This is a genomic window from Bifidobacterium leontopitheci (assembly GCF_009193355.1).
GTDB lineage: Bacteria > Actinomycetota > Actinomycetes > Actinomycetales > Bifidobacteriaceae > Bifidobacterium > Bifidobacterium leontopitheci.
In genome coordinates, this window is the sequence record NZ_WBVT01000026.1 from 33,330 (window position 1) to 48,653 (window position 15,324).

At 66.9% G+C, this 15,324-nt stretch carries 10 protein-coding genes; 8 read left to right on the forward strand and 2 right to left on the reverse strand.

Features of this window, described 5'->3' with window-relative positions; all coding sequences use genetic code 11:
• Positions 1-146: 146 nt before the first annotated feature.
• The 8 genes from F7D09_RS08045 (at position 147) to F7D09_RS08080 (ending at position 8,492) form a co-directional block, all read left to right on the forward strand.
• Complete coding sequence (locus F7D09_RS08045) at positions 147-434, forward strand: DUF4244 domain-containing protein (RefSeq protein WP_152234878.1); 288 nt, start codon at positions 147-149, stop codon at positions 432-434.
• A 13-nt stretch (positions 435-447) separates the two neighbouring features.
• Positions 448-792: a TadE family protein gene (locus F7D09_RS08050; protein ID WP_152234879.1), complete on the forward strand. Its 345-nt coding sequence runs from the start codon at positions 448-450 to the stop codon at positions 790-792.
• A gap of 239 nt (positions 793-1,031) precedes the next feature.
• Positions 1,032-1,463: an Rv3654c family TadE-like protein gene (locus F7D09_RS08055; RefSeq protein ID WP_226836128.1), complete on the forward strand. Its 432-nt coding sequence runs from the start codon at positions 1,032-1,034 to the stop codon at positions 1,461-1,463.
• A 137-nt stretch (positions 1,464-1,600) separates the two neighbouring features.
• Positions 1,601-2,743 carry a diacylglycerol/lipid kinase family protein gene (locus F7D09_RS08060; RefSeq protein WP_193312392.1) on the forward strand — a complete coding sequence of 381 codons (1,143 nt, stop codon included), beginning with the start codon at positions 1,601-1,603 and terminating at the stop codon, positions 2,741-2,743.
• Positions 2,744-2,969: 226 nt separating this feature from the next.
• On the forward strand, positions 2,970-6,200 hold the full coding sequence (locus F7D09_RS11465) for a DNA polymerase III subunit gamma and tau (protein ID WP_226836130.1): 3,231 nt from the start codon (positions 2,970-2,972) through the stop codon (positions 6,198-6,200).
• On the forward strand, positions 6,200-6,802 hold the full coding sequence (gene recR, locus F7D09_RS08070) for a recombination mediator RecR (protein ID WP_152234880.1): 603 nt from the start codon (positions 6,200-6,202) through the stop codon (positions 6,800-6,802). Before F7D09_RS11465 ends, recR begins: the two co-directional genes overlap by 1 nt.
• Positions 6,803-7,058: 256 nt before the next feature.
• Complete coding sequence (locus tag F7D09_RS08075; protein WP_152234881.1) at positions 7,059-7,823, forward strand: aspartate kinase; 765 nt, start codon at positions 7,059-7,061, stop codon at positions 7,821-7,823.
• 126 nt (positions 7,824-7,949) lie between these two features.
• A complete protein-coding gene (locus F7D09_RS08080; protein ID WP_152234889.1) occupies positions 7,950-8,492 on the forward strand; it encodes an ACT domain-containing protein in 543 nt (180 codons plus the stop codon).
• A gap of 259 nt (positions 8,493-8,751) precedes the next feature.
• Here F7D09_RS08080 and F7D09_RS08085 read toward each other — a convergent pair whose 3' ends face one another.
• Together F7D09_RS08085 and F7D09_RS08090 are read right to left on the reverse strand one after the other, a co-directional pair.
• A complete protein-coding gene (locus F7D09_RS08085; protein WP_152234882.1) occupies positions 8,752-13,713 on the reverse strand; it encodes a discoidin domain-containing protein in 4,962 nt (1,653 codons plus the stop codon).
• Between the two features lie 306 nt (positions 13,714-14,019).
• Positions 14,020-15,153 (reverse strand): LacI family DNA-binding transcriptional regulator, encoded by a 1,134-nt coding sequence (locus F7D09_RS08090; protein ID WP_152234883.1) that lies wholly within the window; start codon positions 15,151-15,153, stop codon positions 14,020-14,022.
• Positions 15,154-15,324 lie beyond the last annotated feature (171 nt).

Here is a 15,324-nt window from a genome sequence, read left to right on the forward strand (position 1 = left end):
TCACTGTGGATGACACGCCGGCGTTGTGGATAACCGGCAGGCTCCGACCACATTGCCTCGCACGGCTTTCGCCGGGCCGACCGGTCGGCGATAGTGGAGGAACCCGGTCGACCGGCCGGGATCCGTATGAAGGGAAAGGAACTGTCATGAACATCGACGAGACGACGATGATCGCGGACGGTGGGGGCCGTCTGGCGAGGCTGCGCCGCCTGCCATCCTCCGCTGCTTCCGCCGTCCGCCGGCGCGCCTGCATGATCGACTCGCGGCTGCGCACGCTGACCGCGCGGCCCGAGGAGGGGGCGGTCACGGCCGAATATACGGTCGTGCTGCTCGCCGCCACCGGCTTCGGTGCACTGCTGCTGGTCATCCTCAAGTCCGACACCATCAAGACGCTGCTCACGAACATCGTGAAGCAGGCGTTGAACGTCGGATGATCGTGGGGCGGCGATGACATGGCTGTCCCGGCATGACGAGGGCGCCGCCACTGCGGAATTCGCGATGGTGCTGCCCGCCGTGGCCATGGTTGCCGTGGTGCTGCTGGGCATGACCCGCACCGTGGTCGTATCCATGGATTGCCAGGATGCGGCGTCCGCCGTGGCCCGCGAGCAGCTGGTCTCGGGCGGCGGCGACCCGCAGGCGACGGCACGCGCGGTCGCCGGGAGCGGCGCGGCGGCGTCGGTGTCGCGGTCCGGTGACGGCATCCGCGTCACCGTGCAATGCCCGGTGCTGCCCGACCCGTTCGGCGTCCTGCCGACCAAGGTCACCGGCTCCGCCACCGCCGTCCTCAATTGAAAACCGCTGTCAGCACAGCCGACTGGCCGCTGCCTTGGCCCTTCGGTGGAGGAAGCTGTCTGAGCGCAGCTGACTGGCCCGCCACCTTGGCCCTTCGGTGGAGGAAGCTGTCTGAGCGCAGCTGACTGGCCCGCCACCTTGGCCCCCTCGGTGGAGGGGGCTGTCAGCGGAGCTGACTGGGGGAGCGTCACCCGCATGAGGGCCATCCACCCGCCCATACGACGGAAAGGAGGAACACGATGATGGCAATGACGCCGGCGCATCGCCGGCACGAATCCGCCCGACATCGCCTCGCGGCCATCCCGCCATGGCTGCGCAAGCATGATGAGGGGTCGGGGACCATGGCCGGCGTCATGCTCATCATGCTGGCCGGCGTGCTCATAACGGTCGCCGCGGCGGCGGGCCATCTGCTGCTCTGCCAGGCCAGGGCCCGGTCGGCATCCGATCTTGCGGCGCTGTCCGCGGCGCAGTCGTACTGGGCCGGCACCACTGACGACCCCTGCGCCGTGGCCGTCCGGGTGGCGGCATATGGCACCGCCAGCTTGGAGCGTTGCACGGTGGACGGTGATGACGTGTCGGTCACGGTATCCATGGCCACCAAAGTCCCCGTCGCATCCCGGGTGTCCCGCTCCTCGCGGGCAGGCCCCGTCGACTGCGTAGCCCCGCCCTAGCCCCGCCATAGCGTTCCGCCTGACGCTGACGGCGGGAGCCGGCCGGGGAGCCTCGCATGATGATGCAGCCCGGTGCCGGCGCCCGCCCGCAGGCATCCGCTCGCCCCGCTTCTGGCGCGTGACGTCTCTCATGCGTTATGTTTGAGGCTATGAAAGCGACGAAGATGGTGGCGGTGATCGGCAATCCGGCATCCAATAAAGGGCGGGGCGCCGCTGTCAGCGAGCAGGTGTTCGCAATGCTGTCCGAGGCGGGTCGTGAACGCGGCTTTGACGTGATGGACCTGACCGGGGGAAGTTTCGACGAATCGTTGGATGTGGCCCGCGCATGGCGCTCGCGGTACGACGCCCTTGTGGTGATCGGCGGCGACGGCATGATCGCGCTTGGCGCCAACGCCGTGCAGGGCAGTGGCGTGCCGCTGGGCATCGTGGCCATCGGGTCGGGCAATGATTTCGCCCGTGGCCTGCACCTGCCGGTGAACCGCGTCAAGGTCGCCGTCGAAGGCATCGTGGGCGCCATCGCCTGCAACACGCACATGGACGTCGACATGGGTCATGTGCGCTCGCTGACAGGCGGTCTGGCGGTGCGCAGCGCATCGGGCGAGCCAATCGTGGACGGCGAAGGCCATGCCTTGGCCGAGCCGATCGACCGGTATTACGCGGGCATGCTGAACTGCGGACTGGACGCGAGCATCAACGACCGCGCGAATCATTCCCGCCTGCCGGGCGGCTCATTGCGCTACATCGCGGCCGTGCTGGGCGAACTGACCCACATGAAGCGGTACGGCTACCATGTGCGCGCCGAGCTTGCCGACGGAACGGTGGACGAACGCGACATCATCACGCCGCTGCTGACCGTGGCCAACGCGCGCTACATCGGCGGCGGACTGGAAGTGTCGCCGTACTCGCTGCTCGACGACGGCATGCTGGATCTGATCTGGATCACCTGCATGCCGAACGCGCGGCAGTGCGCGAAGGCGCTGTCCAACGCCTACAACGGCCGTCTGCTGGCCAGTGAGGTGTTCGGCTGGCGTCGTATCCGCCGCGTGGAGATCACGCGGGCCGCGCAAGGCGACGAGCCTCCGGTGTTCATGGCGGACGGCGAGTATGTGGGCCGGCTGCCGGTCGAGGTGTGCGTCGAACAGCGCGCCCTGCGTGTGCTCGTGCCGCCCGCCGTCCAACGCTGGCATGCGGCGCGCACCGAGGAGCACATCACGGCGGCCATCGTGCGCGACGGCCGCGATCCGCTCACCGGCGCGTTCGTCGACAGCGCGGTCCGCTGACGTCGCAAGCCGCTGACACCGCCGGTCGCCGGCGTTGCGGTCGCCGGCGTTGCGTTCGCTGACGTCGCGATGCCGGTCGCTGACATGGCAGCCGGCTGACGGCGTGCGCGTGTCGATGGCAGGATCAGGCGCGCGGGCCAAGTCAAATCCGGCCTGCACGTATATTGAATGAGGAACGATTTTCAAGGACGACTCGGGCGATGACCGGGGCGATGGGTTGGAGCTTATGGCACTTGCACTGTATCGACGGTATAGGCCGGACACGTTTGACGGGGTCATCGGCCAGGATCAGGTCACGATTCCGCTGATGCGCGCGCTCGACAAGGGCAAGCTGACGCACGCCTACCTGTTCTCGGGCCCGCGCGGCTGCGGCAAGACCAGTTCGGCGCGCATCCTCGCGCGCTGCATCAACTGCGCCAAGGGACCGACCTCGCACCCGTGCGGCGAATGCCCGAGCTGCAAGGACCTCGCCACCGGCGGCCCCGGCTCCATCGACGTGGTCGAGATCGACGCGGCGAGCCACAACGGCGTCGACGACGCCCGCGAACTGCGCGAACGCGCCGGATTCGCGCCCGCGCGCGACCGCTACAAGATCTTCATCCTCGACGAGGCCCACATGGTGACCCAGCAGGGGTTCAACGCGCTGCTGAAGATCGTCGAAGAGCCGCCCGAGCATGTGATGTTCATCTTCGCCACCACCGAGCCGGACAAGGTCATCGGCACGATCCGCTCGCGCACCCACCACTATCCGTTCCGCCTGGTGCCGCAGGAGGTCATGGGCCCGTACCTCGAGCAGATCTGCGACAAGGAGCAGATCAAGCCGGAGCCGGGTGTGCTCAAGCTGGCGATGCGCGCCGGCGGCGGTTCGGTGCGTGACACGTTGTCGGTGCTTGACCAGCTGATGGTCGGCGCGGTGGACGGTGTCATCACCCATGATTCCGCGGTGGCGCTGCTCGGCTTCACGCCGGAGGCGCTGATCGGCGAGGCCGTCGACGCGGTGATCGACCGCAACGGCGAGGCGCTCTACGGGGTCGTGCAGAAGGTCGTGGTCGGTGGATTCGACCCACGGCGTTTCGTCGAGGACCTGCTCGCCCGCGTGCGCGACCTGCTGGTGCTGACGTTGGGCGGCGCACAGGCGGAGAGCGTGCTGTCGGACGCCGCGGAGGCCGAGGACATGGACGACCTGCGTCGTCAGGCGTCCGCACTCGGACTGGGCGCGTTGACCGGCATGGCCGAGACCATCAATACGACACTCGGCTCGATGACCGGCGCTATCTCACCTCGTATGAGGTTGGAGCTGCTTGCCGCCCGCCTGCTCGCCGGACGCGAGAACATCGGTCTGCCGCAGGCGGTCGGCGGTTCGCCGGCCATGCAGCAGCCTGCCGGGGCGTCTTCCAGCGCGGCATCGCAGTCCTCTCAACCGTCCGGTCAGTCCGCCCGTCGCGGCGGATTCATCGGCTCGACGCGCAACCGTGTGGCCGAAACCCCGGCGTCCGGCGCAACCCATGACCACGCAGGGCATGGGCCGAATGCGGCTGCCGCCGGTACATCGTCAGGCGACGTGCAGCCGGCTCCCGATACAGCCGGGGCAGTTCCGCAATCTTCGGCGCAGGCGACGGCCGACGTTGCCGGTCAGGACGGTTTCGCGGCCGCACCGGCGCAGACGGCCTCGTCTACGGCTCAGACTTCGTCTATGGCTCAGACTTCATCGCAGCAGGAGCCCGGCGGCTCGCCGTCCATGGCGTCCCCCGCGCACCAGCTGGCATCAGCATCGGCGGCGACCGTGCAGCCGGGGAACGCCGCGGCCGGCGCGGGCGCTGCCAACGCGCAGCCGGCCGCCTCCGCAATGGTCGGCTCCGCAATGGCCGGCTCCGCGCAGGCCGACGACACGCGCACTATCGACCAGCGCTGGGATGATCTGGTCAAGCGCCTGCCGCAGGATGTGGCGAAATACGTGGGCCGCGACGTGGTGCCGCGCGTCCACATGGAGCTCAACGAACGCACCGGCGCCGGCAAACTGTGGATCAAGTTCGACAAGGCGCTCAGCAAGTACGCGTTCGCGAAGGCGGTCGCCGGCGAGGCGGTGGACGGTACGACCAACGTGGTCAACATCCTGCGCGCCGAAGTGCGCAAGGAGTTCGGCGACCACGTGCAGTTGGCGCCGACCAAGCGCATGGCCGACGGCCAGCTCGCTCCGCCGCTGAACAAGCTGCCGCCCGAGGAGCAGCAGCGCATCAGCGCGCAGATCGCGAAGGCTAGCCTCGCTGCGTCGCTGGGTTCGCTGGGCGGTGTGAGCGCCGGCGTCGCCAAGGAGCCGAAGACCACCGGAACGTCCGACGACAAGACCGCCGAATCGGCGTCGTCGGACGAGGTTCATCGGGCTGTCTCATCGTCGGATCACGCCGCTGATGGGCGTCTGAACGCCCCTGCCGCTGGCCCGGCAGCCGCCCGGCAGCCGGTGCATCAGGGCGAAGACGGTTTCGCGGCGCCCTTGTCCGTCGATCATGCGGCGGGCCACGCCGGCGACGGTTCATCGCCGCGACATGCAAACGCTGCCGAGAACGTTGCGATGGGCGCCGACGTTGTCCCCGCGCGCGGTGATGCCGCCGCGGATGGCGACCCTTGGGCGATGCCGGAGAACGGCGACATGTCGCCTGACGGAAACGTCGCCGCGTCGACCGACAGCGGTTTCGCCGCACCGGCCTCCAGCGTAGGCGGCGGCCGATCCGGCTCGTCCGCAGGTCGGAGCCCGATGCCGCAAGCCGGTCATGTCAAGCATGTCGCCGTACCCGACATGAGCGACGACACCGACCCGTGGGCGAACGAAGAGCCGGCCGCGCAGTCTCCGCGCAACGCGACACATGCCGCGGATGCCGCTGCATCGCGCGTCGGTCATGCGCCGGCGTCAGGCGTCGTTGGTCAGTCCGGCGACGAACGGTTTGCCGGGCGGCCTGTCGGACACGGCGGCGCCGCGACGACCGTCGATGATACGGACGACCCGTGGGCTAACGACGGCACGGCCGCGCAACCCGGACCGGGCATGCAGCCGGTACCGCAGCAGCAACCCGGCCGGTCGGGCCAGTTCAGCGGACCGGCCCATCAGGCTGACCCATGGCAGTCCGCCGCGCCGCAAGCCGGCGGTCCCCAAGTCCATGCGGGTTCGTCGTCCGGCTGGAACGGCAACGAAGGCAACCCCGCCAACGGCCGCCACCCCGGCCGCGCGGGTTTCGCGTCGCCGCAGGCCGACCCGTATGCGCAGGAGGACATCCCCGTGCCGACGGTCGCGCCCGAAGACGACGAATACTCGATGGACGATGTTTCGCTCGGCACGGCGAAGGCGATGAGCGTGGACGACCTCAAACGGTTCTTCGAGGTGAAGAAGACCGAGGAGTTCGCCGCCGACGATCCGAAGAACCCGCGCAACATCCAGCATGACAAGCAGACGGAGGCGAACTGATGGCATTGGCATATGACGGGGCGATCCAGCGGCTGATCGACGCGTTCGCGTCATTGCCCGGCATCGGCCCGAAAGGCGCGCAGCGCATCGCCTTCTACCTGCTGTCCGCCAGCGACGAGGAGGCGCGGCAGCTGGTCGACGCCGTCACGGAGGTCAAGGAGAAGGTACGGTTCTGCGACGTCTGCGGCAACGTGTGCGAGACCAGCCCCTGCCCGGTGTGCGCGGACCCGCGCCGCGACCGCACGATGATCTGCGTGGTGGAGGAGCCGAAGGACGTGATGAGCATCGAGCGCACGCGCGAATACCGCGGCCTCTACCATGTGCTCGGCGGGGCGATCAACCCGATGGCCAACGTCGGGCCCGCCGACCTCAACATCCCCAAGCTGCTCGACCGGCTCAAGACCGACGAGGTGCAGGAGGTCATCCTGGCGCTCGACCCGAACATCGAAGGCGAGGCGACGACCACGTACCTCAGCCGGCTGCTTTCGCCGCTCGGCATCAAGGTCACGCGCCTTGCCAGCGGCCTGCCGGTCGGCAGCGACCTCGAGTACGCGGACGAGATCACGCTCGGCCGCGCACTGGAAGGCCGCCGCGCCGCCTGACGTGCTGCGCCGCCTGACGTACGCCACCCCTCTCACTCGCTCCCTGTTCCGTCACAGCGGGTACCTACCCGCTGTGACAAAAGAAGGCAGAATGACGAGCCGTTCGCTGTGCCGCCGTCCGCCGTCCGCTTGCGCCCGTCCCTGCCGTCCGCAATGTGGCGAATGTGAGCGCACCCAACCGCCGCAAATCGTATAATCGTCCCACTTGCGTAGTATGGGCGCTTATAGAGAACACCCACGAGAAGATTGGACAGCAGTGGCTCTCATCGTGCAGAAGTACGGCGGTTCGTCGGTCGCCGATACCGATTCGATCAAGCGTGTGGCCAGACGCGTCGTCGAGACCAAGAAAAAGGGCAACAAGGTGGCCGTCGTCGTGTCCGCCATGGGCGACACCACCGACGACCTGATCGACCAGGCCCTCAGCATCGACTCGAACCCGCCGGAACGTGAGATGGACATGCTGATGACCGCCGGCGAACGCATCTCCATGAGCCTTCTCGCGATGGCCATCCACGCGGCCGGCGACCGTGCGCACTCGTTCACCGGCCAGCAGGCAGGCTTCTTCACCGACGCCCGCTACGGCGCCGCGCACATTCGCGCCGTCAAGCCGGACCGTGTGAAGAACGCGCTCGCCCAGGGCGACGTCGCCATCGTCGCCGGCTTCCAGGGCATCAACTCGAAGGGCGACGCGACCACGCTGGGCCGCGGCGGCTCCGATACGTCCGCCGTCGCGCTGGCCGTCGCGCTGGGCGCCGACATCTGCGAAATCTACACCGACGTGGACGGCGTGTTCACCGCCGACCCGCGCATCGTGCCCGCCGCCCGCCGCATCCCGGTCATCGACTACGAGTCGATGCTGGAGATGTCGAGCTGCGGTTCGAAGGTGCTGGCGCTGCGATGCGTCGAATACGCGCAGCGGTTCGACATGCCGCTGCACGTGCGCAGCTCCTTCTCGCACCGCACCGGCACGCTGATCGTCCCCGACGGCGTCGACCCGCGCAGCCTGCCGAACCTCGACTGACGCGGCGCGTAGCCACCCCCACACATTCCAATCCGAGCAACAGCACACGAGCAAAGGCATAACATGAGCAACGACAGCAACGCGGCAACCAGTGAAGCGGCCGCCACGACCACCAGCACCAAGTCGATGGGCGACCTGTTCCCCGACCTCGGCCCGGAGGCGCCGGTCATCTCCGGCGTCGCGCATGACCGCAGCGAGGCGCTGGCGACCGTCCGTGGCGTCCCGAACGAACCCGGCATGGCGGCGAAGGTGTTCACCGAGCTGGCCCAGGCCGGCGTGAACGTCGACATGATCGTGCAGGCCGGCGCGTCCGTCGGCACCGCAGATATCTCCTTCACCGTGCCGGAATCGACCGTCAAGCAGGTCGAGACGGTCCTCATCGACAAGCATGACGAGCTCGGCTACCGCGCGTTCGACATCAACACGAACGTGGGCAAGGTGGCCGTCGTGGGCGTCGGCATGAAGACGCACTCCGGCCTCGCCGCCAAGTTCTTCACCGCGCTCAGCGAGAAGGGTATCAACGTGCTGATGATCTCCACGTCCGAGATTCGCATCGCCGCCCTCGTGCCGCTCGAGCAGCTCAACGACGCGGTGCGTGCGCTGCACACCGCCTACGGCCTGGACTCCGACCAGATCGAAGCCGTCGTCTACGGCGGCACCGGCCGCTGAGCCGCACCCTGCTGAGCCGCACTCACGTCACGCGGGCCGCCCGGCCCATGTGACGTGAGTGCGCGGTCCTTTGTCTCGCAATGGTTTCGCCGCTTGCGTCACGCGGCTCGCCCGGCCCGCGTGACGCAAGCGGCTACGACGGCATGGTCTGATACGGCGATGTCATATGACGGGGCCCTCACCACATGCATGGTGAGGGCCCCGTTTCGTTTACGCTACGTTGTTGGCCGAGTCGACGGCTCGGCCAACAACGGCCGGCTCAGCTGCGGCGACGGCGCAGCGTGAGCGCGGCGGCGCCGGCCAGCGCGACGGCCGCTGCGGCGACAGCCACCGCCGTCACGTCAGCGCCCGTGTTGGACAGGCCCGGCTTCTTGTTCGGCTGCGGCTTCGGCTGCGGCGTCTTCTCGTCGGTCAGCACCTTCTCGATGCCGTCCAGGCTCTTCAGCGCGGCGTCGACGTCAGCCTTCGTGGCGTTCGGGTTGTCGAGGACGGCCTGGGCCGCCGCGATGGCCTTCCTGAACGTCGCGACGCTGGCGGCGGTCTTGCCGTCGGTGCTCACCTTGGCGAGCTCCTCGAGCCGCTTCTTCAACGCCGTCTTGTCGACCTTGCCCGGCTCCGGGTTCACCGGCTCGTCCACAAGCACCTTCTCGAGCCCCTCGAGGCTCTTCAGCGCCTGATCGACCTCGGCCTGCGTGGCGTCGGCGTCCTCGTACACGGCCGTCGCTGCGGCGATGACGTCCTTGAACGCCTTGACGCTAGCCTCGGTCTTGCCGGTCAGGTCAACCTTGGCAAGCTCCTCGAGCCGCGCCTTGAGCGCGCTCTTGTCGACCGTGACCTCCGGCGTCTCGTCCACGAGCACCTTCTCGATGCCCTCGAGCGAGTTCACCGCGTCGTCGACCTGGGCCTGCGTGGCGTCGGCGTCGTCGAGCACCTTCTTGGCCGCCTCGACCGCCGCCTTGAACTTGGCGACGCTGTCCGCGGTCTTGCCGGTGGTATCGACCTTGGCAAGCTCGGCAAGCCGCGCCTGCAGCTCGGACTTGTCCACGGCGTCGGGCGTCGTCTCGCCGGCGATCTTCTTGCCGAAGACCTGCAGCTCGACGATGTGGTTCGTGTTGCCGCCGTTGCGTCCGTGCATGTAGACGCGCACGTACCGCGCCTTCGTGCCGGCCGGCACGTTGAACGCCTTGCCGGCGCTGGTCTCGGCGTAGGTGTTCTCGGTGCCTGCTCCGAACTTGAAGAAGTTCTCCTTGTCGGAGTTGTAGATGATCGTGCGGTCGCCCTCGGCGAACGTGCCGTTCTCGGACAGCATGACCACCGTGCCGTTGTACGTGCGGCTGTCGGCCCAGTAGCGGTACATCTTCGCAGCGCCCTCAGCACCGCCTTCGGTGTTCTCGATGTCGTACACCGCGCCGAAGTCGACCTGCAGGTACGAGCCCTCGGTCTTGTCATCGGAGCCGAAACCGACATAGTTGTTAGCAGTGTCGGTGCTGTTGCCGTCGACCGCCATGGACGCCGGGCGGCCCTGATCGGTCGGGGCCTCGGAGCCGTCCATCCAGTGCACGCTGGCGTTCTTGTTGAGCGCCACGTTTTCCACGGTCGCCGGGGCGTCCGCGGCGGCGATGTCGTCATAGCCCCACGCGGTGTCGTAGACGGCCACGGCGAGCTTGCCGGCGAACGCCTTGGAGCCGGTCGTCGCGCGGCCTGCCGGGATGGTGTACGTCATGTTCCCGGCCTTGTACACGGAGCCGGCGAGGGCGCCGTCCACGTAGACCTTGAGCATGCCGTTGTTCTCCTTGACGGCGGTGATGCTGTGCTTCTTGCCGTCGTTGACCTTGACGTCGGCCGTGGCGGTCGCGCCGTTGAGCGCGACGGTCGGGTAGCCGTCCTTGTCGATGGCGACGGTGTAGCCCTTCGGCTGGGCGACGAGCGTGGCGTTCGTCGAGGTGGTCGTCACGTCCAGGTCGACGGTGAAGCCGCCGGCGCTGTCGAGCGAACGGCCCTTGGTGCCGAGGTTCTTCGTCGTGCCGTCATAGTCGGCTTCCGGCGAGGAGGTCACCTTGTTGCCGGCGCGGTAGGTGACGGACGCGGTGTCGTCGGCCTTGTTACCGGCGCGGTCCGCGATCTTGTCGCCCGCCTTGACGGTGAGCTTGGTGCCGTTGGCCGGGGCGTCCTTGAGCGTGATGTCGAAGGTCGCGCGGTCGGCGGAGGCCTTGACGGACGCGATCTCGGCGCCGGTGAGCTCGAACGGGACGTCGGCGGAGGCCTTGACCGGCTCGTCGAACTTCACGCGGACATCCGTCTTGCCGTCGGCGGCGATGGACGCGATCTTCGGCGCGGTCTTGTCGGTCGTCTTGCTCACGCGGAACGTGATGGACTCGTCCGGCTGCAGGTTGAACGTGTGGGACTTGCCGTAGTCGAACGTCGTGGTCGAAGTCACCTTCGCGTCGCTCGGGGTGTCCTTGGCCTCGGCGGAGTCCTTCGGGTTGTACACGCGGTCAAGCGTCACGTTGTACGTGCCGGAGTCGATCTGCACGCCGTTGGTCGCGTCGAACTTGTAGGTGATGTCCTTGGCGGTGGTGGAGGAGTTGCGGACCATCACCAGGCCGTCCTCGCCGTCGAACGCGGAGAAGCCGTACGCGCCGCCGAGATCGTTGTTGTTGGTCGTGGTGTTGAGCTTCACTGCGGAGTTCGGCGAGACGCCGAACATCTTCGCGTTGCGCAGGATGTGGTGGTTCTCCTTCGCCCACTTGAGGAACTCGGAGGTGACCTGCCACTTGCCTTCGCTCATCAGGCTGTCGGAGTAGTACAGCTCCCAGAAGGCGGTGCCGCGGCTGGCCTGCGTGTACAGGTAGTTCGCGAACTGCACGTCGGTCGCGGTGGTCGCCGTGATGTTCGTGCCCTCCTTGCCGTAGATCGGGTCGTGGTTGTACACGTTGCCGAGCGGGAACTGGAACTCGTGGTTCTTGATGAAGTCGTAGTACGTGGCGTCACGGTAGGTGAGCTGACGGTCCATCTTGCTGGCGCTGGCGCCCGCGTCGGTCTGGTCGTAGACGCACTGCAGCCACACGGAGTTCGCCCACTGCAGGAACCACGGGCTGGGGTTCACGTAGCAGGTGAGCGAGATCCACAGGTCGATGCCGTTCTTCTCGGCGTTGGCGCGCACCTGGTCGAACAGGTCGATCCACGCCTCCCACAGGTCGGTCACGTGGTACATGTTGTTCGTGCCGCCGGTCATGTGGCGGTTCGCGTAGCCGGGGACGCCATCGGTGGCGGGGAAGGCGTTGAACTGGGCCTGGTCGGCGAAGCCGTCCCACTTCCAGTAGTTCACCTTGTACTTGTCCTGCCAGTCGGTCGACATCTTCGCGAAGTTCTTCACGTACTCGCGGTCGGCGACGTCGATGGAGCCGCCGGCCTTGGAGCCCTTGCCGCTGGCGGTGAGGATGTCGGCGAGCTGGCCGTAGAAGTTGTAGCCGCCGCGCGGGCCGACCCACACGCCGAAGTTGCTGCCGAGCTTCTGCACGAGCTTGCTGGAGGGGGTCAGGCCGTTCGGGAACTTCGAGTTGAACGTCCAGAAGCCGGCGGTGTTCTTGCCGGTGCCGGAACGCTCCACGTCAACGGACGTCTCGGTCGGGTTGTAGTTGTTCCAGCCGTCGTCGACCACGTACGAGCCGAGCGGTTCGGCGCCCGCCGCGTTGAGGTCCTTGTCGACGGCCTTGAACGAGTCGAGGATGTTCGTGTCGTCGATTTTCATCATGTTGTCGAACCAGGAGTTGTACTGCGTACGGAACTCGGTCGGCGTGGCGATGTCGGTGATGTAGTCATAGAAGTCGGACTGGATGACCGAGTTGTCGGTGCTGCGGGCCGCGCCCACGACCGTCTGCCACGTGTTGTACACGATCGACTGGCCGTCCGCGCTCGCGCCGGCCTGCTGGTCGGTGACGAGACGGGCGAACGACTTGCCGGTGTAGTAGCGCATGTAGCCGGTGTTGTTCACGATCTGCGTATCGGTCTCGGGGAATTCGGAGCCCATGAACATGCCGTCCACGTAGATCGGCTGGCCGAGGTTCGCCTTGAACTGGTCCATCGCGACGACGCCGCCCGCGTTGGTCGGGATCGTCCACGTGGTGTCCTTGCCCGCGGTGACCTTGAGCGACTCGAGGTCGATGTAGTCGAGGATCGCGTCGTCCTGCTGGGCCTTGGGCACTGAGATCGACAGGAACTTGCGCATGTAGTGGTCGCCGTTGTACATGACCACGTGCTCGCTGATCGTGTAGTCGACGTCGCGGAACTGGTGCGGCTTGAAGGTGAACACGACCTCCTTGCCGGTCTTCTTCACCTTGTTGATGGTCGCGGTCGTGTCCTTGACCTCAGGCTTGCCGGCCAGCGTCAGCTCACTGGCGGCGAAGTCATAGTCCTGGCCGGCGCTGGGTGCGGTGTACGTGTCGGCGTACAGGTTGAACTCGGCGCAGCCGGCGAACTTGGCTCCGTTGACCGAGGAAGTCGGCACGAACTTGACGTACCGTGCGGTGACGGCGCTGTCGAGGTTCACGTAGATCGGGTTGACGCCGTCATAGGTGAACTCGCCGGACTTGGCCTCCGTCCAGGCGTTCGCGTCGGTGGCGGACGGGGCAGTGGTGTCGTTGGAGTACATGAGCTTGTACCCCTTGACGTTGCCGTTGGCGCCGGACGGGCGCGGCGTGTAGGAGAACGCCTTGAACGTCGTCTCCTTGCCGAGGGCCAGCATCAGCCAGTGGCCGGTTCGTAGTTGTATATTGCCGCTGCTGTACTGTGAATGCCAGATCGTGCTGGTGTTGCCGTCGATGGCGTTGGACGCCGGCGAGTTCTCGCCGCTCGTCTCGGCGCTGGAGGCGCTCGCTTCCCAGCCGGTGCGGTCGATGGCGGTCGGCGGCTTGGTGTCGCCGGTGTTCTTCGTCATCTTGACGACGAACTCCTCGCTGCCGCTGGCCGGCGTGTATTTAACGTTGGCGCGTTTGTTGTTGATCTCCGTGGTCGACAGCTTGTTCGAGGCCGTCGAGAACGTGCGTGACAGCGCGCCGTTGCCGACGGTCAGCGAGTTGTCGGTCTGGGTGACGGAGACGTCACCGCCGACTCCGGCCGCGTCGGCGGCCTTCGCCTGCGCCTGCAACGCAAAGGGAGACAGTGCCATCGCGACGATCGTCGCGAGAGCGCACGCCTTGAACCTCTTTACTGCATGCTCCATTACATGTACCTTTCATCTGTTGCTCCTCCGCTGGTTTTCCTTCCCCATTGAGGCCGAACCGCCAACGTCAGACACCTACGTCTATGCAGGTTTTCAATGGTCAATCTTAAGGCCTGGTACAGATAAATGTAAAGAATGTTAACTTAAACCGCGCGGGCTTGTTCCCTGTGTCCCCCGTTTCGTCACAGCGTGTACCTACCCGCTGTGACACGACTGCCGCAACCCTTGCGATCATTGGGTTTTCGCAATCACGTCACAGCGTGTACCTACCCGCTGTGACAAAAGACGGCTGATTGCGGTGCCGGCTCAGTTGCCGCCGCCGCGACGCCAGAGCTTGTCCGAGCTGTCCAGCGTGGTCTTGCGCTCGGTCTCGGTCGATTCGCGCACGATCAGCGGGCATTCCACCGCCGTGATCCCGTGGTGCGGCCGCCCGCGCAGCGCGTCGAGCAGGTACTTCGCGGCCGTCTTGCCGATGAGCGCGATGTTGTTGTCGAACGTGGTGAGCGTGGGGTGCGAGTTCGAGCAGAACACGTACCAGTTGTCGTGCCCGACGACCGCCACGTCCTGCGGCACCCGTTTGCCGGCCGCCATCAGGCCGCGCACGGCCCCGCGGGCGATCTCGTCGCTCAGCGCGTAGATCGCGTCGAGGTGCGGGTGCCGCTCGACCAGCAGCCGGGCCGCCCGCTCGCCCCACTCCTCGCTCCACGAGTCGTACAGCACGTCCACCGGCTGGAAGTCGTAGAGCGTGAACGTGCGCCAGGCGCCGTTGACGCGGTCGTGCGCCGCCTGGAAGTCGTCCGATCCGGCAATCACCGCGATATAGCGGCGCCGCAGGCTCAGCAGGTATTCGATCGCCTGCGCGCCGGCGCCGATGTTGTCGCACACCACGCTGCAGTCGGCCGGGTCGGTCGAGGGGTCGTACGTGTACACCACCGGCAGTCCCATGGTGGTGGACGGTTTGAGCGGCTGCCGCGGGTTCGTCGTGTCGCCCACCACGATCAGCCCGTCCACGCCGCGGGCCGCCAGCTGGTCGATGTGGCTGCGTTCCAGCGCCGGCTGCCCGTGCGAGCTCATGAGCAGGGCCGCGTGGTTCGAGGCTCCCAGCGTGCTTTCGGCGCCGGTGAGCAGCGGCAGCGAGAACCGGCCGTTGTAGTCGGATGTGATCAGCCCCACCAGCCCCGAGCGCGCCCGCGCCGCGGTGCCGGAGCGCCGTGCCGACCCCGCGGATTTGCGGTATCCGAGCTGTGCGGCGGCGTGCTGGACGATGCGTCGCGTCTTCGCCGAGATCCGCCCGGTGCCGTTGAGCGCCTTGGATGCCGTCGCCACCGATACGTTGGCCGCCGCGGCCACGTCGCTCAGCGTGGGACGTGACGTGACGCGCGGCGCAGTGCGTGCCCCCTGCGACGTCTGGATGTCGCCGTTCGTCGTCGTACCCCTCATGCCGACCATGATACTCGTGTTTTTCGCTACGGTCAGGGAAAATTGACCGTGTTTGTTGTTTTGATGGGTGGGTTGATATGACGAGAGGCTTCTAGGCAGAATGGGTGGTGCCTTAAACCTATCCGTTCTAGCGAAGGAGCCTCCATGGTCAAGGGTAGCAGTGCCAGTGTT

Excerpts from the sequence above, each read along its gene's own strand:
- F7D09_RS08045 (WP_152234878.1), top strand. The coding sequence starts at position 147 with ATGAACATCGACGAGACGACGATGATCGCGGACGGTGGGGGCCGTCTG.
- F7D09_RS08050 (WP_152234879.1), top strand. The coding sequence starts at position 448 with ATGACATGGCTGTCCCGGCATGACGAGGGCGCCGCCACTGCGGAATTC.
- F7D09_RS08055 (WP_226836128.1), top strand. The coding sequence starts at position 1,032 with ATGATGGCAATGACGCCGGCGCATCGCCGGCACGAATCCGCCCGACAT.
- F7D09_RS08060 (WP_193312392.1), top strand. The coding sequence starts at position 1,601 with ATGTTTGAGGCTATGAAAGCGACGAAGATGGTGGCGGTGATCGGCAAT.
- F7D09_RS11465 (WP_226836130.1), top strand. The coding sequence starts at position 2,970 with ATGGCACTTGCACTGTATCGACGGTATAGGCCGGACACGTTTGACGGG.
- recR (WP_152234880.1), top strand. The coding sequence starts at position 6,200 with ATGGCATTGGCATATGACGGGGCGATCCAGCGGCTGATCGACGCGTTC.
- F7D09_RS08080 (WP_152234889.1), top strand. The coding sequence starts at position 7,950 with ATGGGCGACCTGTTCCCCGACCTCGGCCCGGAGGCGCCGGTCATCTCC.
- F7D09_RS08085 (WP_152234882.1), bottom strand. The coding sequence starts at position 13,713 with ATGGAGCATGCAGTAAAGAGGTTCAAGGCGTGCGCTCTCGCGACGATC.
- F7D09_RS08090 (WP_152234883.1), bottom strand. The coding sequence starts at position 15,153 with ATGAGGGGTACGACGACGAACGGCGACATCCAGACGTCGCAGGGGGCA.